The sequence below is a fragment of the Streptomyces sp. PL-25 genome, from assembly GCF_058344915.1.
In genome coordinates, this window is sequence record NZ_CP136997.1 from 5,857,260 (window position 1) to 5,876,637 (window position 19,378).

Consider the following 19,378-nt stretch of genomic DNA (forward strand, 5'->3'; position numbering starts at 1 on the left):
GCTCAGGTCACCTCCCCACTCTCGGCCCAGCGCGGCACGTGCCGCCGGGGGACGCCGGGCGCCGGGAGCGCGGCGGCCTCGGCGGGCGTGGCCAGCAGCGAGGCGGCCACGGCCAGATGCAGCAGATACGGCGAGGCGTCGCCCAGCCCGGCCTCGGTGTACGACGCGATGGCGCAGTAGGTGATCAGGAAGATCGCGCAGGCCCGCGACAGCGACGGCGGGCGCAGCAGCGCGACACCGCCGAGGACGGCGATGACCGCCGCGACCAGGGCGACGCCCAGCACGCCCTGCTCGTTGTAGACGGCAAGCCAGCTGTTGTCGATCGGCAGCCCGTCGAAGGACTTGTCGCCCAGGCCCGCGCCGAACAGGTACTCCGTGGTCGTCCGGGGCGCCGTCAGCAGCGCGTGCCAGACCTTGGCGCGGCCGGTGAGGCTGGAGAAGTTCTCCTGGCTCTGCCCGCGCAGGAACCACGTCCGCACCGCCGAGGAGAAGCCCACCGCGGCCACCGCGCCGCACAGCAGGGCCCAGGCGAAGAACCGGCGGGCGGCGGCGCTGGTCAGCACCAGCGAGCCGATCGCCGCCGCCAGCCCGACGAGCAGCCCCAGCGTGGCCGTGCGGGTGTGGGTCAGCGCCAGCAGTACCAGGGACGGCACGACGACCACCGCCGCACTGGTCCGGTCGGTGCGGCGGCCCAGCACCAGCAGCACGGTCAGCCCGATGATCACCGCCGCGTACTGCCCGATCTGCGGCGGGGTCAGCGGCCACCACGCGCCGACCAGCCGCCCGCCGTAGAGGTCGGGCAGGGCCGCGCCCGGCGAGGCGACCAGACCGGCGGCCACCGAGGCGAGCACCGCCAGATACATCCGGATGTGGTGCCGTACGAACGTCCTGCCGCCGTCCCACCAGCGGCTGAGCAGCCACAGCGTGCTGACGAACAGCGCCAGCCGGCCGCAGCGGAACAGCGCGCCGAACCCGGACGCCAGATGCACGCTGGAGATCACGCTCGGCACCAGCAGCAGGGTGAGCAGCAGCAGATAGGCGCCGGGACGGATCCGCACCCGGGGATTGGCCGCGAGCGCCAGCGCGAACGCGGCGACCAGCGCGCCCATGGTGACCATCTGGATGAGCGAGCGGGGCAGCGGCACGATGGTGCGCGCCCCGGCGGAGCCGAGGGTGTTGAGGACCAGCAGCCCCCAGGACGCCCCGACGATCCGCGACGTGCGGTCAGCCGCCATCGCGGTCACCTCCCGGTGGTGCGGGGAAGGTGCTGCCCGCGTCCTGCCGGTAGGGCGCGCCCTGCCACTGCGTCCGGTCCAGGGTCCGGCTCGGGTCGTGCGCGACGAACGTCCACGGCCCGACGTAGACGTTGTCGTGCCAGCGGTTGTGCTGCCCCAGGGTGATCGCCTCGGCCACCCGCTCGCCCTGGTACGGCGACCAGTCCGGGTAGGTGCCGTAGTTGGCGAGCACCGCCATCCGGTCGCACTTCACCGTGCAGCCGACGGCGGCCTTGTCCAGCACGAAGCGGTTGTCGTGGATGTCCACCCGCTGGGTCTTCCAGCGGCAGTCGGAGTAGAGCGGCGCGCGGGCGATCGCGGGCCGCGCGCAGCGGCGGGCGTCCTTCACCAGCAGCGTGCAGGAGCCGGAGGAGGTGTTGGCCGGGCTGTTGCAGAACCGGTCGGCGTTCTCCCACAGGGTGATGCCGGACCAGTTGTCCTCCAGGACGTTCCGGTAGATCTCGATCTTGTCCGTACGGGCCGGGATCCGCGGTTCGCCGCCGGACTCGGACACATAGACCGTCGCGAACGGGAAGGTGTCGCCGCGATCGGCGTAACGGTGGCCCTCCACCAGGTTGTTGCGGCGGATCGTGTTGTCGCGGACGACCGCGTTGTAGCTGGTCTCGTAGATCAGCGCGGCGCCGTCGTTGGCCTCGATCAGGTTCTGCTCGACGAGGAAGTCGTTGTTGTCGGTGTCCGCCCACAGCCCGGCCCCGCGGTTGTCGTGCACCCAGTTGCCGCGTACGTCGGCGCCGTCGACGTCCCAGAACTTGACGCCGCCCGTGCAGCCGCAGCCCGGCTTCCGCCGCTCCCAGTCGTCCGTGTTGTTGCCGGTGATCTCGTTGCCGTCGAGCACCAGGCCGGTGATCCGCCCGGTGCCCTTGTAGGCGTTCATGCCGTACTGGCCGTTGCCGCGCAGACAACTTGCGCGGACCTGCTGGCGGGCCCCGGCCATCAGCCCGGCACCGGAGTTGTCCCGGATCGTGGTGTGCTCGATCACCCAGCCGTCGGCCGAGTCGTGGTTGACGACGCCCTCGTTCTGCGGGGCGGCGAACCCCCGCACGGTCAGGAAGCGGATGGTGACGTCGCGGGCGGTGCCGCCGAACGCGTACTGGTTGGTCTTCCGGCCGTCCAGCACCGCGCCCGGCGCCCCGAGATAGGTGTCGCCCTCCTTGGGCAGGACCTGGGCGTAGCGGTCCGGGCCGAGCCGGTGCGTGCCCGGCCGGAGCCAGAAGGTGGTGTGCGGGGGGCTGTTCCTGGTCTGGGCGGCCAGGTCGCCGGTGACGGCGGGGTCGACGGTCACCGCGCCCGCCGGTGCCTTTGCGGGACCGGGCGCGGGCTCGGCGCACACCCGGGCCGCGGCCGCGGACGGCGCGGCGGTCGGCTTCGGCCGCGCGGTGTGTGTGCCGTCGCAGCCGGCCGCCGCCGACAGGGCCAGCGCCAGCAGTGCCGCGGGCAGCCTCCGGTGCCGCCACTTGTTCCCCACACGCCCCCCTAGCCGCCGAACCCGAGCACGGTGGTGAACTCCTGTGTGCCGTCGGTGAATCCGGTGCCGACCAGGGTCGTGGCGGGCTCCCTGCGGCCGAATCCGGGGGAGTACCAGCCGAGCGGCGGGTCGCTCTCGCCGCGGTGCGCCCGCCAGTCCAGCCGCGCGGGCAGGTCCAGCACCGCGCGGCGGTCCTCGCCGTCCCGGGTCCAGGTGAGCACGGCCCGGTGCCCCGCCAGGTCCGCGGTGACCGCCGGGCCGAGATGGAACGCCAGGCGTACGGCGCGGTGCGGTCCGCGCACCTCGTCGACGACGCGCAACTCCTCTGTGCTGCCGTCCAGTTCCACCAGGCGGCGGTGCACGGAGGGCCGGTAGCCGTCGTGTTCGGCGCACCAGCGGGCGGTCCCCCCGCTCTCGGCGCCGGACGGGTCCGCGGCCAGGACCCGGCTGCGGGCCTGACGCGTCCACAGGAACGGGCCGCCGGAGCCGGACTGGTCGGCGCCGTCCAGCTCCAGGGTGTTGTGGCCGAGCGTCGAGCGGAAGTACCGCCGCCACGCGGGCTGCCCGTGGTAGCAGTACGTCCCCGGGTCGGCGAGCACGTCGACCCCGTCGTGCCGGACCTCCACGGACAGCGCGTCCGCGTGGGCGTGCGCGGCGATGGACAAAAAGCCGTGCGGGCCGCCGTCGCAGCGGCACCAGATCCCCTGGGGACTCCGCAGCACGGTCAGGCCCGCGTCGGCGAAGTGGTCCGGCCGCCGAGTCGGGCGGGACACGGCCGGGGCGCCGGGCCGCACCAGGGCGGCCAGCAGCGGGGTGCGCACATCGGTGCCGGGCACCTGCGGCCACCAGTCCAGCCGCCCGAACACGGCGTCCCCGGTGGCCAGCAGCGAGCCCCAGCGGTCGGTGCCCGCGCCGTCCACGACCAGGCCGTGCCCGTCGTCCGCGTCGCCCTGGCGCGGCGGCCGCAGCGTGCTGTCCACGACGGCCGCGAGCGCGTCCGTCATCCGCAGCAGCACCAGCCGGACCACCGCGGGCACCGGCACACCGGCGGCGTCCGCCTCCGCCACGGCCGCGAGCCCCAGTTCGAGGACCAGACCGTGGTACTCGGTGGCCAGTTCGCGGTTGAGACCGGAGCCGAAGGTGTTGCTCCTCAGGTGCCGCTCCAGCGACGCCAGCGCGTCGGCGCGCCAGCGCGGCGAGGAGGGGAACCAGCCGAACGCACAGGACGCGGCCAACTGCCCGGCGGCCTCGGCGACGGCATGGTTGTTCGCCGACGAGCCCCGGCTGGGGAAGGCGGCCAGCCAGCGCTGGTGGTGCCAGATCTGGTCCAGCGCCACCGGGTTGTCCTCGAACAGCGCCGCCGCGCCCGGCCAGCCCTCCAGCAGCCGCCGGATCCACACCCACGACAGCAGCCGGATCCCCAGCTCGATGCCGCTGGTCCAGTGCACCCCGCGCAGCGGCGGCTCGGCCGCCCACCACGACCGCAGCAGGGCGGCCACCCGCTCCGCGTACCGCTCGTCGCCGGTGAGCGCGTGGGCGGCGGCGAGCACGGTGAGGTACTGGTGCCGGGACGGCTCCCAGATCTGCTTGATGTCCCCGACCGCGTCCTCGTCCCGGTAGGGCACGTCGAAGGCGTAGCCGCCGGGGGCCCGGCGCCCGGTCCTCGGGTCGTACGACCAGTCCGGGTCGGCGAGGTCCTCGCGGGCCACCCCGAACCAGCCGCCGTGCCCGGCCATGAGCCGGTCCGCCTCGGTCAGCAGGCGCTTGGCGGCGTCCGGAGGCACCGCGGCGGCCGTGCCCGCGGGCAGCACCGCCGTGAACCGGGCGCCGGTCACCTCCGGGCGCCTCGGCGGCGCCGCCGACCGCCACCGCCGTCTGCGCACCGCGTCGGCCGTCCGGCCGCCGATCTCCCGCGGCCCCATCCGGGACAGCCGCCGCAGGTACCAGCCCGCGCCCATGGTCATCGCGCCGCCGCCAGGGCCACCGGCGCGCCGGCCGCCAGCGAGGCCCGCACGGCGAGGGTGGCCGACGTGGTCGCGACCAGCGACTCCAGCGGCACCGGCATCGGTCCACCGGTGCGCACCGCCCGCACGAACGCGGCGAGTTCGGCGTTCTGCCCCTTGTCCCGGGCCCGGGGCAGCCGGGACCCGGCCCACTGCCTGCGGCGCCCTTCGTGGACGGCGGCCCGGACGAAGTCGTCCAGGCGCAGCACCTTGCCGTCCGCGACCAGGTCCAGCGTCTCCTTGGGGAAGCCGGGCGCGCCGCCGGTGACGTAGCTGACGGTGGCGGTGGAGCCGTCCGGGTAGCACAGCACGACCTGGAGGTCCTCCTGGCCGGGCGGGGCGACGGCGTACACCGAGACCGGGTCGGCGCCCAGCAGCCAGCTCGCCGTGTCGATGAAGTGCCCGCCCTCACCGGTGAACCGCGAGCCCTCCGTGCCCTGCTGGAGGTACCAGCTGCCGTGTTCGAGACGCCCGGCGTTGACCAGGTAGCGCAGGCTCGCCGGTCCCGTCCGGGTGCCGAGCAGCTTCCTGGCCTCCTGGAGCAGCGGCGCGAACCGGCGGTTGAAGCCCACCTGGATCCGGTCGTTGCCGGACTCCTCCACCGCCGCGAGCACCCCGGACAGCTCGTCCTCGGTGAGCGCGAGCGGCTTCTCCACGAACACCGCCTTGCCGGCCAGCAGCGCCCTGCGGGTCAGCTCGGCGTGCGAGTGGTGGCGGGTCACCACGAACACCGCGTCGACGGACGGGTCGCCGAGCACCGTGTCGAGGTCGGTGGTGGCACGGGCGAAGCCGAACGTGCGCCGGGCGTTGGCCGCGGACAGCGCCGTCGTGGTGACGACGGCGGACAGTTCGACGCCCTCGCGGCCCGCCAGGTGCGGCAGCAGCATCGACGTCGCGTAGTTGCCCGCGCCGACGAACGCCAGCCGCACCGGAGTCCCGGCGGGCCGGGCCGGTGGCTGCGCCGCGCCGCCGCGCCGCACGGCGGGCACGGCCACCGCCGGTGCCGCCGTCTCCGGGGCCGCCGCGGGCTGCCCCGGATAGCGGAACAGCACGGCCACGGCCTTCAGTTCGCCGCCCTCCAGCCGCCGGTACGTCTCCACGGCGTCGTCGAAGTCGGCCAGATGGGAGATCAGCGGCTCCACGTCGACGCGGCCGCGGGCCAGCAGATCGAGGAAGCACGCCAGGTTGCGCCGCTCGGTCCAGCGCACATGGCCGATCGGGTAGTCCCGCCCCTCCAGCTCGTACTCCGGGTCGTAGCGCCCGGGGCCGTAGGAGCGGGAGAACCGGACGTCCAGCTCCTTCTCGTAGTACGCGTTCCAGGGCAGGTCCAGGCGGCACTTGCCGATGTCGACGACCCGGCCCCGGTCCCGGGCGAGCCGGGCGGCCAGCTCCACGGGCTGGTTGCTGCCGCCGCCCGCGGCCAGATACACCTGGTCGGCGCCGTGGCCGCCGCTCAGCTCGGCGACGGAGTTCTCCACGGCGGCCGAGCCGGGATCGCCGCAGGCCACCGCGCCGAGGCGGGCGGCCAGTTCGCAGCGCGCCGGATCCGGGTCGGCCCCGACCACACGCACCCCGGAGGCCGTCAGCAACTGCACCACCAGCTGCCCGATCAGCCCGAGGCCGATGACCAGGGCCACCTCGCCGAGCCGCGACTCGCCCTGGCGCACGCCCTGCAACGCGATCGAGCCGACGGTGCCGAAGGCCGCGTGCCGGGGCGCGAGGCCGTCGGGCACGGGTGCGTAGAGGTTCTTCGGCACCCAGTTCAGCTCGGCGTGCAGCGCGTGCTCGTTGCCCGCGCAGGCCACCAGGTCACCGGCCTTCACCTCGTCGATCCCGGCGCCGACCTGCTCGACCACCCCGCACAGCGAGTAGCCCAGCGGCGTGTAGGAGTCCAGCTTGCCCATCACCTTGCGGTACGTGGCCGGCACCCCGTTGGCCGCGACGCTCTGCACGACCTTGGCCACCTGGTCGGGACGCGAACGGGCCTTGCCCAGCATCGACATGCCGGCCTCGGACACCTTCATCAGCTCGGTCCCGGTGGAGATCAGCGAGTAGGCGCTCCGCACCAGCACTCCGCCCGGCTTGCACCCGGGCACCGGCACGTCGAGCAGCGCCAGTTCGCCGCTCCGGTAGTTCTGCACGACCTGTTTCACCGAAGTCCCTTGTCTCTCATGTCTCTGCTGTCTCTAAGCCGTCGACGTCGAAGGAGCGTGCGGGCCGGTCCCCGTGACCGCGCCGCGATACCAGTGTTCGAGGGTCAGCACATGCCACAGATGCTTGGAGAAGTCCCGGTGCCCGGCGGCGTCCTCGGCGGCCATCCGCGCCAGCGCGTCGCGGCGCAGGAACCCGGAGCGGACCAGCTCGCCGTCGTGCACCACCTCGCGCACCAGCGGCGCCAGGTCCCGGCTCATCCAGGCCCGCAGCGGGGCGCTGAACAGGCCCTTGGGCCGGTACACGATCTCCTTGGGCAGGACCGTGCCCGCCGCCTCCTTGAGGACCGCCTTGCCCTGCCGCCCGACGATCTTGCGGTCGCCGGGCACCGCGAACGCGGCCTTCACCACCTCGACGTCCACGTACGGCACCCGCACCTCGGTCGAGGCGGCCATGCTCGACCGGTCCGTGTAGGCGAGGTTCAGGCCCGGCAGGAACATCCGGGCGTCGCCCAGGCACATGCGGTTGACGAAGTCGTCGAGCGTGTTGTCCCGGTACACGTCCGCGTGCTCGGTCAGCACGTCCTCGACCGCCCCGGCCAGGTCCGGGTCGACCAGCGCGAGCAGCTCGTCCCGGTCGTACATGGTGTAGCTGCGCCGGAACGCCGTCTCCTCCGGCAGCCCGGCGAAGGACAGGAACCGCTTGGCGAAGCGCACCGACCGGTAGCCCCGGCGGGCCGAGGCCACCGGCAGCCGGTCCACGGCCCGCGACAGACCGCGCCGCAGCGGCCGGGGCACGCGCTGGTAGCGTAGCGCGAGCAGATTGGCCAGGTGCTTGCGGTACCCGGCGAACAGCTCGTCGGCGCCCATCCCCGAGAGCATCACCTTGACCCCGGCGTCGCGGGCGGCCGAGCAGATCAGAAAGGTGTTGATCGCCGCCGGGTCGCCGATCGGCTCGTCCAGGTGGTACGTCATCCGGGGCAGCAGGTCGAGCACGTCCGGGGCGATCTCGATCTCGTGCAGGTCGACCCCGAACCGCTCCGCCACCTGCCGGGCGTAGCGCAGGTCGTCCGGCATCGCCTCGAACCGGGCGTCCTCGGCGCGGAACCCGATCGTGTAGGCCGAGAGGCCCGGCCGCTCGCGGGCCGCCAGCGCGGTCAGATAGCTGGAGTCCAGGCCGCCGGAGAGGAAGGCGGCCACCGGCACGTCGGAGAGCAGATGGCGGCGCGTCGACTCCTCCACCACGGCGGCGAGATCCGGCCGCTCGCCGCTTCGGGCCCGCTCGGCGCCCTCGGCGGCGACGTCCTTCAGCCGCCAGTACCGGCCGCGCTCCACCCGCCCGTCGGCCCGGCACCTCAGCCAGCTCCCCGGCGGCAGCTTCTCCGCCTCGCGGAACGCGCACCGCGAGTCCGGCACCCAGTAGTACAGCAGCGAGGCCACCAGCGCCGCGTGGTCCACCTGGAGCGAACCGCCGCTCACGGCGGCGAGCGCCTTCAGCTCGGAGGCGAACACCAGGCCCTCGCCCCGGCGGAGCACGAACAGCGGCTTGATGCCCAACTGGTCGCGGGCGAGCACCAGATCGCCGGACCGCTCGTCGAACACCCCGAACGCGAACATGCCGCGCAGCCGGGGCAGGCAGTCCGTGCCCCAGCGCCGCCACGCCTCCAGCAGCACCTCGGTGTCCGAGGTACCGCGGAAGCGCACCCCGGCGGCGGCCAGTTCGGCGCGCAGCTCGGGCGCGTTGTACAGCTCGCCGTTGTACGTCAGGGCCAGGCCGCCGGAGACCATCGGCTGGGCGCCGGTCGGCGACAGGTCGACGACGGCCAGCCGGCGGTGCCCGAGGTGCACCTCACCGTCCCCCGCGGGGTGGCTGTAGCGCCCCGCCCCGTCCGGACCGCGGTGGGCGAGGACCTCGGTGAGCCGGTCGGCGACGGCCTTGCCGTCCGGCCACCGGTACGTGCCTGCGATGCCGCACATGTGCTACCGCGCCTCCTGATCGCTGTCCGGGACCCGTGCCGCCCGCGTCGGCGGCAGCTCCGTCCACCGCGGACCCGTTCCGTTGAGCCGGGCCGTGCGCTCGCCCGCGCCGCGCAGCGCGGTGTGCGGCCCGTCCCACAGCGTGCCGTCGGTGCGGTCGCGCGGATCGGGGTCGACCAGCACCACGCCCAGCACCGGGACATGCTGGTCGGCGAGGTGCCGGGCCACGGTGTGCAGCCAGGCGGTGCCCGCGTGCCCGGCCCGTACGACGAGCACGGTCCGCGTGCCGAGACGGCGCAGGTCGGTCCACGCCGTGCCGGGCGCCACCGAGCCCACGCCGATCCACCGCTCGTGGCGGGGCAGTCCGGCGGCCTCGTCGCCGCTGATCACGGCCGGGTCGTCCGGGCGCGGGCGGCGGCCCGGGAGCCGGGTGCCGGGCAGCCCGTCCACGACGGTCACCGGCCGCCCCCGCTCCGCCAGCGCGCGGGCGAGGTCCACCGCGAGCGCGCTCGCGGTGCGCGCGCAGCCCAGCTCCAGCAGCGACACCGGCTCCGGCGAGCCGTGCACGGTGCGGGCCAGGAACGCGGTGAGCCGTTCGTGCGCCGCCCGGGTCCTGCGGCGCCGTCCGGGGCGGTGGGGCAGCTCCGCGAGCACCGAGGCGCCGAGGTGCGCCGCGATCTCCCGGCGCAGTACGGGGCGGTCGGCCACCACCGCGCCCACGGCGGCCACCGCGAGCCCGAGGGCCAGCCCGAGGACGAGCCCGATCGCGGCGTCGGTGGCGGCGGCCCGGGGCAGGGAGTGCCGCACCGGGCGTGCCGCGTCCACGATCTGCGTACCGGCGACGAGCCGGGGCGTGCCGATGCGGGCGTCGGCGGCACGCTGGCTGAAGTCGGTGATCCGCGAGGTGAGTTCGGCCCGGCGGGCGAAGAGCGACTCCAGGTCGGCCGACTCCTTCGGCCCGCTCTGCGGCGTACCGTCCCCGATCGCCTTGTTGACCTGGGCGAGTTCGCCCTGCATCCGGTCCCGCTGGTCGAGCAGCGCCTTGGCCTCGGCGTTCGCGGCCTCCTGGATCCGCCGCACATGGTCGGCGACGAACGCGTCGGCCAGCGCCCCGGCACGGGCCACCGCCTCCGCGTCGCTGGCACCGGTCACGGTGATCCGCATCAGGTTGTTGGTCAGACCGGCCCCCTGGTAGTCCCGCATGAAGTCCTCCGGCGCCTCGGCGGAGTGCAGGGACTTCAGGGCCGCACCGGCGATCCGTGTGGTGTGCAGCAGCGCGACATCGGTGCGGATGAGCGTCCCGGGGTCGTTGGGCTGGTCCTCCTGGTGCGCGACCAGCACCTCGGTCACGGCGGTGGGCGGCGGCGGCCGCAGGACCGCGACCGCCGCACCGGCGAGCAGTCCCAGCAGCGCCAGGGCGCACCACAGACGGCGCCGTCTGCGCACCGCCACCACCAGCGCGTGCAGGTCCAGCAGCGGAGCGGCGGCCGGCGACTCCACGGTGCTGCTCGTCGTCACCCTCGGCTTCCCTTCGCGTCGCCGCCGGTCGCGGACCCCGTCGCGGCGGCCTTCGGAGGACGTCCGGCGGACCGCGCCGGACGGGACCGGACCGGGCAGGCGAGGACGACGCCGACGATCTCGTGCCCGGCGTCCGCGCACGCCTCGGCGACGCCCGCCAGCTCGTCCGCGGTCCAGTGGCCCGCGCTGAGCACGACCAGGGCACCCGACTCGTCGTCGCGGTCCGGCACCAGCGGCCGCGACACGGAGACGGCCACCACCTGCGGCTCGGCGCGCTCCCCGCCCGTGAAGCCCGAGGAGCCCCTGAAGCCCGGGGAAACCGGGGAAGCCGCGGACACCGGGGAAGCCGCGGAAACCGGGGAATCCGGGGCGGCCGGACCGCTCCAGGCCTCGGCGGCGAGCTGCCCGGCCGCCCGGCGGGCGACCTCGTCACCGTCCGGGACGAGGACCAGCAGCCGCCCGGGGGACGTCAGCCGGTCCTGGAGACGGGCCCACACCCGCCGGTGGCGGATCCGCCGCCCCGCCTCGTCGGCGGCGACCCGCGGCACCGGTACGTCCCACCGGACGTCGGTGCCCAGCACCCGGCGCAGCCGGGCCCGCGCGCCACGGCCGCCCGGCCGGTGCGCCGACCGCTCACCGGGTACGTCGACGGTGCCCAGCAGCGGCGAACCCAGCGCCGCGGCGATCTCCGGCGCGGTGCGCAGCCGACGGCTCATCCGGGCGGCGGCGAGCTGGCCGAGGACCGCGAGCAGGAGGAGGAGCAGCGCCCCGGCGCCCACGAGCTGCCACCGGGTCGGCGGTGCCTCGCCGGACGGCCGGGCCGCCGGGCCCATGACGACCATGGTGGCCTTGCCGGCCGCCGGGTCGGCCTGGTCCAGCTTGGTGATGGCCTCCCGCAGCGAGGTGCGCAGCTTCTCCAGCTCGGTGCGGGTCTGCACGCTCTCCACCGTCCGCCCCGGATCGGCCGCGTCGGCCAGCTCGGTGATACGGCGGCTGGACTGCACCACCATCTGCCGCAGCGTGTCGAGCTGCGCCGCCGCGTCGGAGTCGGTGCCGGCGTCCACGACGTGCGCGGCGAACGCGACGAACTGCTGGGCCACCTGGTCGGCCAGTTGCTGCGCCCGCTCCGGGGTGGAGGCCGTGCCCGAGATCGTGATGATGTTCCCGTCGGCGGTCCTGGCGCTCACCCGGCGCCGCAGGTCCTTTCCGCCGACCCCGGACCAGTGCAGCGCGGCGGCGGCGCGGTCGGTCACCGCCGAACTGGTCGCGATCTCCTGCTGGGTCAGCAGCTCGCGCTCCTCCCACGCCCCGGGCAGCAGCACCGACGCCGACGTCGTGTAGCGCGGCGGGAACAGCAGGGAGGCGCCGTATCCGGCGAGCGCGCCCAGCACGGTGAGCACGAGGAGCAGCCGCCAGCGGCCACGGAGGATCCGGCCGACCGTGACCAGGCGTATCGTGTCGTCGCTCAACGGCGCGGCCTCCGTCCCGCCCGGAGCGGGCCGCCCTTCGGCGCCGGGGTACGGCCGTCGCAGGCGGCGGCGTAGGCGGCGAGCAGCGCCGCCTGCGAGTTCCGCCAGGACAGCGGCCCGCTGATCCGCTCGCGGCCTGCCTTGCCCATCAGGTCCCGCTTCTCCGGGTCGTCCAGCAACCGCGCGATGAGCCGGGCGAACTCGCTCTCGTCGTTGCCGGGCGCGTACACGGCGGCGTCCCCGGCGGAGACCCGTGCCTCCCGGAGGTCGAAGGAGACCACCGGGCGGCCCATCACCATGTACTCCAGGACCTTGTTCATGGTCGACACGTCGTTGAGCGGGTTGTGCGGGTCGGGGGAGAGGCACACGTCCGCGGTGCACAGGTAGCGCACCAGATCGGCGTCCGGGACGCGTCCGGTGAACTCCACCCGGTCCGCGAGGCCGAGCCGCCGGGACAGCTCCACCATCGCGTCGAAGGTGTCACCGGCGCCGACGAACACCGCGTGCCAGTCGGTGCGCCCGTGCTCGTCCCGGAGCTTCGCGAGGGCCCGCAGCGCGTAGTCGACGCCGTCCTGCGGGCCCATGACGCCCAGGTAGCACAGCAGATGGGGCTTGCCGCGCCTCAGCTCCGGCTCGGGCGGCACGGGCCGGAACCGGTCGGTGTCCGGCGCGCTGCGCACCACGAAGACGTCCGAGGGGCGCCGGCCGCCCCGGCGCACCGCGACGTCCCGGTAGCTCTCGTTGGTGGCCAGGACGACGTCCGCGGCCCGGTAGGTCAGCCGCTCCAGCGCGCACACGGCGCGGTAGAGCAGGTCCTCGCCGCGGCCGAACCGGGACAGATACAGCTCGGGCACCAGGTCGTGCTGGTCGAAGACGAACCGCGCGCCGCGCCGCTTGAGCCACAGCGCGGGCAGGAACAGCAGGTCGGGCGGGTTGCAGGCGTGCACCACATGGACCGGGCCGACCTCGCGGGCCAGCCGGAAGGTGTGCCACAGCGCCGATCCGTACTCCCGCAGATAGCCGGCCGGGCCTCCGGTGGCCGCGCGCAGCGGGTAGCGGTGGATCCGCACCCCGTCGATCTCCGCCTCCGGCTCGGTGTCCCGCTTGCCGCCCCGGGGGCAGATGACGTGCACCTCCCAGCCCGCGTCGCGCAGCGTCGTGCACTCCTGCCACACCCGCCGGTCGAACGGCACCGACAGGTTCTCCACCAGGATCAGCGCGCGCCGCCCCGGCCGGTCGTCGGCGGACGCGCGGTCGAACGACGTGTCACCAGGCAAGGCCCACGTACCCCGGTTCGGCCCGGCGCGCGTCGGCGTCGGGAAGGTGGACGAGATCGACGATCACCGGGCCGCCGCCACCGCGGGGCAGCGCCGACAGCACGGCCGGGTCCCTGGTGCCGACCAGGCACACCTCGGCGTGGTCGAGCACCTCCTCCACGGAGTCCGCGAGCAGTTGCGCGAGGTGCGGCAGCCGGCTCTCGACGTACTCGCGGTTCGCGCCGAGCAGCCGGGACAGGCTCACGTTGGCGTCGTGGATCCGCAGGTCGTAGCCCTTGCCGAAGAGCCGCTCGGCCAGCTCGACGAGCGGGCTCTCGCGGAGGTCGTCGGTGCCGGGCTTGAAGGACAGCCCGAACAGGCCCACCCGGCGCCTGCCGGTGCGCTCCACCAGCTCCACCGCGCGCTGGAGGTGGTCGGCGTTGGAGGGCAGCACATGGGCGAGGATGGGCACCGAGACATCGGCCCGCCGCGCCGCGTGGACCAGGCTGCGCAGGTCCTTGGGCAGGCAGGAGCCGCCGAAGGCGAAGCCGGGCCGCAGATAGGCGGGGCTGATGTTCAGCTTGCGGTCGGCCAGGAACACGTCCATCACCTGGTGCGAGTCGACCCCGAGCGCCTGGCACACCGCGCCGAACTCGTTGGCGAAGCCGATCTTGAGGCCGTGGAAGGCGTTGTCCGCGTACTTGATCGCCTCGGCCGTGGGGACCGGCACCCGGAACACCTCGCCGGGCAGGCCGTCGTAGAGCGCCGCCACCATGTCGCCGCTCGTCGGGTCCAGTTCGCCGATGACGGTCTTGGGCGGGTCGAAGAAGTCCCGCACGCTGGTGCCCTCGCGCAGGAACTCCGGGTTGACCGCGACCCCGACGTCCACCCCGGCCGTGCCGCCGAGGTGCTTCTCCAGGATCGGCACCAGCAGGTTCAGGCAGGTGCCCGGGAGCATGGTGCTGCGGAACACGACGGTGTGCCGCCCGCCCCGCTCGGCCAGCGCGGCGCCGATCTCCTCGGTGACCCGCTCCAGATAGGTGGTGCACAGGGAGCCGTTGGGCTCCGAGGGGGTGCCCACGCAGACCAGCGACACCTCGCTCTCCCGGATCGCCTCGCGCACGTCGGCGGTGGCGCGCAGCGCTCCGCTCCGTACGACCTCGGCGACCAGCTCGCCGATCCCCTCCTCGACCACCGGGGCCCTGCCGTCGGCGACCAGGTCGACCTTGACCTGGTTCACGTCCACCCCGATGACGTCGTGCCCCATGCGGGCCAGGCACGCGGCCGACACGCAGCCCACGTAGCCGAGCCCGAGAACGCTGACCCTCATGTCCCGTTCCTCCCCCCGGGCAGGCCGTGGCGGCCCGCTCCTCGTACACCGGCCGGACGGCGGTCGCCGCGCATCAGTAGGCCCCCTGCCCGTAGAGCACCGCGCGCAGCGTCTTCCACAAGATCACCGTGTCCAGGGCGAGCGACCAGTCCTCCACGTACCGCAGGTCCAGCCGGACCGCCTCCTCCCACGACAGGTCGCTGCGGCCGCTGATCTGCCACAGGCCGGTGAGTCCCGGCTTGACCAGCAGCCGTCGCCGGATGTCCGGGCCGTACGCGGCGGACTCCTCCGGGAGCGGCGGGCGCGGGCCGACGAGCGACATGGAGCCGGTGAGCACGTTGAAGAGCTGCGGCAGTTCGTCGATCGAGTAGCGGCGCAGCACCGCTCCCACCCGGGTCACCCGCGGGTCCCGGCGCAGCTTGAACAGCAGTCCCGCGCCCTCGTTGCGGTCGGCCAGCGCGGCGCGTGCGCGGTCGGCGCCGGCGACCATGGTGCGGAACTTGAGGATGGTGAACTCGCGGCCGTCCTTGCCGACCCTGCGCTGCCGGTAGAACGCCCCGCCCCGGCTGTCCGCCAGCACGAGCAGCGCGACGGCCGCCATCAGCGGTGCGAACAGCAGCAGCAGGACCGCGGCGCCCAGCCGGTCCACGACGCCCTTGACCGCGCGCCGCCCGCCGGTGAAGGCCGGCATGCTGACCCGCAGCAGCGGGATCCCGAGCACCGCGTCGACGTGCAGCCGCGGTCCGGCCACCTCCATCAGCACCGGGGCCACGACCATCTCGGCGTCGCTGCCCTCCAGGTTCCAGGCCAGCCGCTGGAGCCGGTCCGGTGACCAGTGCGGGTCCGGTGTCACCGCCACGACCCGGTAGCCGTCGCGCCGGACATGGCCGGAGACGTCCGCCAGCCGGCCGACGACCGGCACCCCGTCCAGCCGGTCGCCGTCGAGCCCGGGGCCCTGAGTCGTGCACACCGCGTCCACCCGCCAGCCCAGGTGCGGGAACTTGCGGGTGCGGGTGATCAGGTCGCGCACGGTGGCGGGGCTTCCGGCGGCCAGGACCGGCCGCAGGCAGCGCCCTTCCTTGCGCTGTTTGTGCAGCCACAGGCGCAGCAGATACCGCTCGGTCATGGTGACCAGCGCGATGGCGGGAATCGCGACGAAGATCCAGAGTTTGATGTTGCGCGAGGTGAGCGCGATTCCGCCGAGTGCCAGGGCGACGGTCGCCATGAAAAGCGAGCGTCCGAGCCGGCGGAATTCCTCGGCTCCCTGGCCGAGAACGGCCGGTGCCCACGCCCGGCTCACCGCGAGCGAGCCCAGCACCAGCAGCTCGGTGCCGAATGCGAGAATTCCCCATTTCTCGTGCCAGTTGGCCGCGTCCCGGGCCCCGAAGAAGTTGCCGATGGCCGCCACCACGCAGGCGGTGGCCGCGGTGTCACCCGCGATCACGGCACGTCGGTACCGCTGTTCCCAGTCGATGGCGGACTGGCCCAGTGACCCGTCCGACGGCCGCTCGCGCGCAGACGGAAACGGGCTGACCAACTCCCCTTGCCGCACAGAACCCCCCCAGGTCCGCAGTGGTCCGACGTCGTCGTCGCACCCTGTCCGCGGGAGGCCCCCGCCCCCCGCGCCGCGCTGTTCCTCCCCCGGAGAGGCCCCCGCCTCTCCCGCCCCCGCAGCACATCGCGGCTGTTCAAGAGCTGTTCGACTCCTTTCGCGCCCCGGAGAACGATCACCCCACGTCTGGTACCGAGGAAACGGCCGCCGGTCTTCCGCGGCGCCGGATCCATTGATCATCAATGGCCGTACCGAGCATGAACAGCTGAAGCACGGTCAATCTAGACCATCGGGAACGATATGGAGAGAGGGTGTGTGCAATTCGTGTGTGAGCTGCGGGATTTGATGATCGTCGATCGGTATGGCGTGCTGGTGTTCCGATAATGATCTCTTCTGGTGAATGCCTGAAAACGGATCTTGACGGCTCCGGGGCCCCGGCCCTCTCACGGCTGCCGGCCGGGGCCCCGGGTCACTGTCCGGCCCCCTCCTCGGGCGCGGCCCCCTCGGTGTCGTCCTCGTGCGGCAGGACGTATTGCGCGGTCTTCCTGGCCAGGTGGAGCGGGAGCGGAAGCTTCAGCGTGACGTCGTAGTCCGGGGCCCTCCGCAGCTGGTGGGCCACGGCGGTCCAGGCCCCCGCCTCGGCCGTCCCCTCCTCCGGCACCGCGAGCACGGCGATCTCCAGCGCCGCGGGGTTCCATGCGTTGGTCCCCGTGTCGATGACCGGCTCCGGCTCCTGGTCCTCGTCGCCGTTCTCCGGCTTCTTCCGCACCGGGATCCGGGTCGCGATCTTCGACGCGGTCTTCACGGCGTGCTTGGCCGTGTGGGGCTTCTCGCCGGTGCTGTAGTGGACGCGGTGGTCGCCGGTGGCCTCCGAACGGTGCCACAGACCGCTGGCGAAGCCGTGTTCGTGGGACTCGTCGTCCGGGGCGAACCACTGCGGGGTCTCGTCGGACATGTCGTCGCGCACCCGCACATGGCACAGCCGCTCGCCGTACAGAGAGATGTGCTGGGCCGGGTTGCCTCCGAACTGAAGTGCGTCCGGGACCAGCCGGCCGTTGGCCAGCCACGGCCAGTGCAGCCGCGCGTTCTGGGCGTGGGAGAGCAGCAGGACGTTCCGGTCGCGCAGACTGTAGAGCATCGACCTTACGAACTGCGCCGTCCGCGCCCGCTCCTCCTCCAGGTCGGGGACCCAGGCCGTGGTGCGCCGCTGATCGCCGCTCGTGGCCCCGGCGGCGGGAACCTCCGCGTCCCCGGTCACCTCCTCCGCCGCCCCGTCGGCGCCCGAACCCTCGTCGTCGGTGTCGTCGGTGTCATCGAGGTTCTCGAACCGCGGGTACGTTCCCGGGACTTCGGCGTGGCGGGCCAGGGAGAGCAGCAGCTTCCGGTAGGGGATCCAGTCCCCGCTCTCCGGGTCCCAGCCCGTGACCGAGCCGTCGGCGGCGCTCACCCGCACGGCGACCGGTACGGTCCCGCGGGTGTACGTCGGCCCGTCGGCGCGGCGCTTGACCATCCACAGCGCCACGTGGTCCAGGTCGTCGGGCACGTCGTCCGCACTGTGCTCCGGGACGGTGCACGAGCCCAGTTGCCGGAAGACGTGCGACCAGGTCTGGTGGGCGCGGTGAGCGATGTTCTTCTTCGTGGCGGTACCCCGCTTCGAGCTGGGCACGGTGATGAACTTCGTCAGCCGTCCGGCGTCGGCGTAGCCGAGACGCGCGGCGAACTTGGGATCCACCATGTCGGGCCGGAACGAGCTCGGGTGACCGATCTCGATCACGACCGCCTGGACGTCGGGGCGTCCGTCACGCGCACACAGCTCGGCGATCTCCCGCCGTCGTGTGCCGATCGCCGAGGCGAGGTGCCTGCGCCGCGGCCGACCCTCCGGGAAGTCGAGCCGGGCGGCGACGAAAGAGGCGTCCTCCAGGTACAGACGCACCTCCAACTGCGGTGTCGACCACGAGCGCACCGCACCCGCCCCGCCCGCTCCGTCCAGGCCGAGGAGGTCCGCCAACTGCTCGACCAGCGCGTCACGGGTGCGGGGGTTCTGCCATCGCGCCTCCACGACCAGCGGCGCGCCGCCGAGCGTCCGTGCCAGGGCGAGGCGCCGCTCCTGCCGTCGCGCGTGCGTCAACTCCTCCTTCTTGAGCGCCCGTTCCTCCTTCGTCCGGCCCGTCGGGGATTTCGGCAGGTTCCGCGGCAGGACGGGGTGACGGCTGCGGGTGAAGTCGTCCAGGCGGGTGAGACGCGGGGCGAACGCCTCGGCCGCCCAGTCGGTGAGCGGGGAACGGTCGCGCGGCATGAGGCCGGTTCCGACGCCGTGTCCGCCCATGGACGTCGCGTGCACGACACCGATCTGGACGCCGTCCTTCCCCGACATCCAGACGTCAGGGTCCTCCCGCACAGTCGCGGCGTCCGGCAGCCCGTGGGAGAAGCGGAGGCGGCCGAGCATCCCCTCGGGGCCGCCGCGCGCCCACTCGGTCGAGTCGGTGCGGCGGTCGTTGATCATCCGGCTCACCGCCAGGCGACCGGTCCCTGGTGCCTGCGCCAACCACGGATCCCGGCCGAGCAGATACGCCGACACCGACCGCCGGAAGGGCATCGGAACGGGACCGCCGGTACGCCATCGGCGCACCCCCGTGGCGACATGGAGGCGGAAGTCGGAGAAGGGCACGGTCTGCACGGTGAGCGCGACGACGAACGAGAACTTCCACCAGGTTCCGTCGTCGTCCTGGTGGTCCCGGGGCGGCCAGGACACGAGTTCCGCCCCCCGCGTGGTCGCGGCGATGCGGAACTCCATCTCGACGCCCTCGAAGCGGTACGGATCCAGCCGGGTGATGTCCTGCGCGAGGGCGTCCGGCAGGAGCTGGTGGACCAGCGCGTCCGGTTCGAAGGTGCCGCCGGGCGTCGTACGGCCCGAGAAGAGGTCCACCTCCTGCGGCTGCCAGCTCAGTCCGGCCACGTCCAGCGCCGCGCCGAGTTCCACGGCCCGCTCGGTGAGCTCCGGATGTTCCGCGCGCGTGCGGGGCGGGTGCAGGTCGCGGATCCAGGAGTGGATCAACTGGCGCATGACGGGGACCGGCAGCGGGTCGTACGCGTACAGCCAGGGGGTGTCGTCGTGCAGTGTGGCCTTGCGGGCCACGCACAGGAGTTCGGGAGCCACCGCGCGGATGACCTCGTTCAGGCGGCGGACCGGTACCTGGTTGATCTTCTGCGGTTCGCGTCTGCCGATCCGGTAGAAGTCCAGCACTTCCTTGCGCCAGGCCGCGGGGAACGCGAGACCGTGCGGCCGGCGGACGAACTCGGCGCCGCGGACGCGTTCGAAGGCCGCGAGCCGGATCGTGGAGTAGGAGGGCATGGGGAATCCCT

The 19,378-nt window shown here is 73.7% G+C and carries 11 protein-coding genes; all 11 read right to left on the bottom strand.

Features of this window, described 5'->3' with window-relative positions; all coding sequences use genetic code 11:
* Positions 1-2: 2 nt before the first annotated feature.
* Positions 3-1,235 carry an O-antigen ligase domain-containing protein gene (locus R4Z62_RS26235; RefSeq protein ID WP_491521056.1) on the bottom strand — a complete coding sequence of 411 codons (1,233 nt, stop codon included), beginning with the start codon at positions 1,233-1,235 and terminating at the stop codon, positions 3-5.
* Positions 1,225-2,760 carry a right-handed parallel beta-helix repeat-containing protein gene (locus tag R4Z62_RS26240; RefSeq protein ID WP_491521057.1) on the bottom strand — a complete coding sequence of 512 codons (1,536 nt, stop codon included), beginning with the start codon at positions 2,758-2,760 and terminating at the stop codon, positions 1,225-1,227. The genes R4Z62_RS26235 and R4Z62_RS26240 overlap by 11 nt, the downstream gene beginning before the upstream one ends.
* 8 nt (positions 2,761-2,768) lie before the next feature.
* Positions 2,769-4,724 (bottom strand): heparinase II/III family protein, encoded by a 1,956-nt coding sequence (locus R4Z62_RS26245; RefSeq protein ID WP_491521058.1) that lies wholly within the window; start codon positions 4,722-4,724, stop codon positions 2,769-2,771.
* Positions 4,721-6,916, bottom strand: a complete 2,196-nt coding sequence (locus tag R4Z62_RS26250; RefSeq protein WP_491521059.1) for a bi-domain-containing oxidoreductase — start codon at positions 6,914-6,916, stop codon at positions 4,721-4,723. Before R4Z62_RS26250 ends, R4Z62_RS26245 begins: the two co-directional genes overlap by 4 nt.
* A 33-nt stretch (positions 6,917-6,949) precedes the next feature.
* On the bottom strand, positions 6,950-8,890 hold the full coding sequence (asnB, locus tag R4Z62_RS26255; RefSeq protein WP_491521060.1) for an asparagine synthase (glutamine-hydrolyzing): 1,941 nt from the start codon (positions 8,888-8,890) through the stop codon (positions 6,950-6,952).
* Positions 8,891-8,893: 3 nt separating this feature from the next.
* The gene (locus tag R4Z62_RS26260) at positions 8,894-10,408 is read right to left on the bottom strand and encodes a Wzz/FepE/Etk N-terminal domain-containing protein (protein ID WP_491521061.1); all 1,515 of its coding nucleotides are present in this window, start codon (positions 10,406-10,408) and stop codon (positions 8,894-8,896) included.
* Positions 10,405-11,877 carry a Wzz/FepE/Etk N-terminal domain-containing protein gene (locus tag R4Z62_RS26265; RefSeq protein ID WP_491521062.1) on the bottom strand — a complete coding sequence of 491 codons (1,473 nt, stop codon included), beginning with the start codon at positions 11,875-11,877 and terminating at the stop codon, positions 10,405-10,407. The genes R4Z62_RS26260 and R4Z62_RS26265 overlap by 4 nt, the downstream gene beginning before the upstream one ends.
* Positions 11,874-13,154 (bottom strand): glycosyltransferase family 4 protein, encoded by a 1,281-nt coding sequence (locus R4Z62_RS26270; protein ID WP_355481786.1) that lies wholly within the window; start codon positions 13,152-13,154, stop codon positions 11,874-11,876. Before R4Z62_RS26270 ends, R4Z62_RS26265 begins: the two co-directional genes overlap by 4 nt.
* Complete coding sequence (locus R4Z62_RS26275) at positions 13,144-14,463, bottom strand: nucleotide sugar dehydrogenase (protein ID WP_491521063.1); 1,320 nt, start codon at positions 14,461-14,463, stop codon at positions 13,144-13,146. The genes R4Z62_RS26270 and R4Z62_RS26275 overlap by 11 nt, the downstream gene beginning before the upstream one ends.
* A gap of 73 nt (positions 14,464-14,536) precedes the next feature.
* The gene (locus R4Z62_RS26280; RefSeq protein WP_355481788.1) at positions 14,537-16,015 is read right to left on the bottom strand and encodes a sugar transferase; all 1,479 of its coding nucleotides are present in this window, start codon (positions 16,013-16,015) and stop codon (positions 14,537-14,539) included.
* Between the two features lie 469 nt (positions 16,016-16,484).
* A complete protein-coding gene (locus R4Z62_RS26285) occupies positions 16,485-19,367 on the bottom strand; it encodes a pPIWI_RE module domain-containing protein (protein WP_491521064.1) in 2,883 nt (960 codons plus the stop codon).
* Between the last annotated feature and the right edge of the window lie 11 nt (positions 19,368-19,378).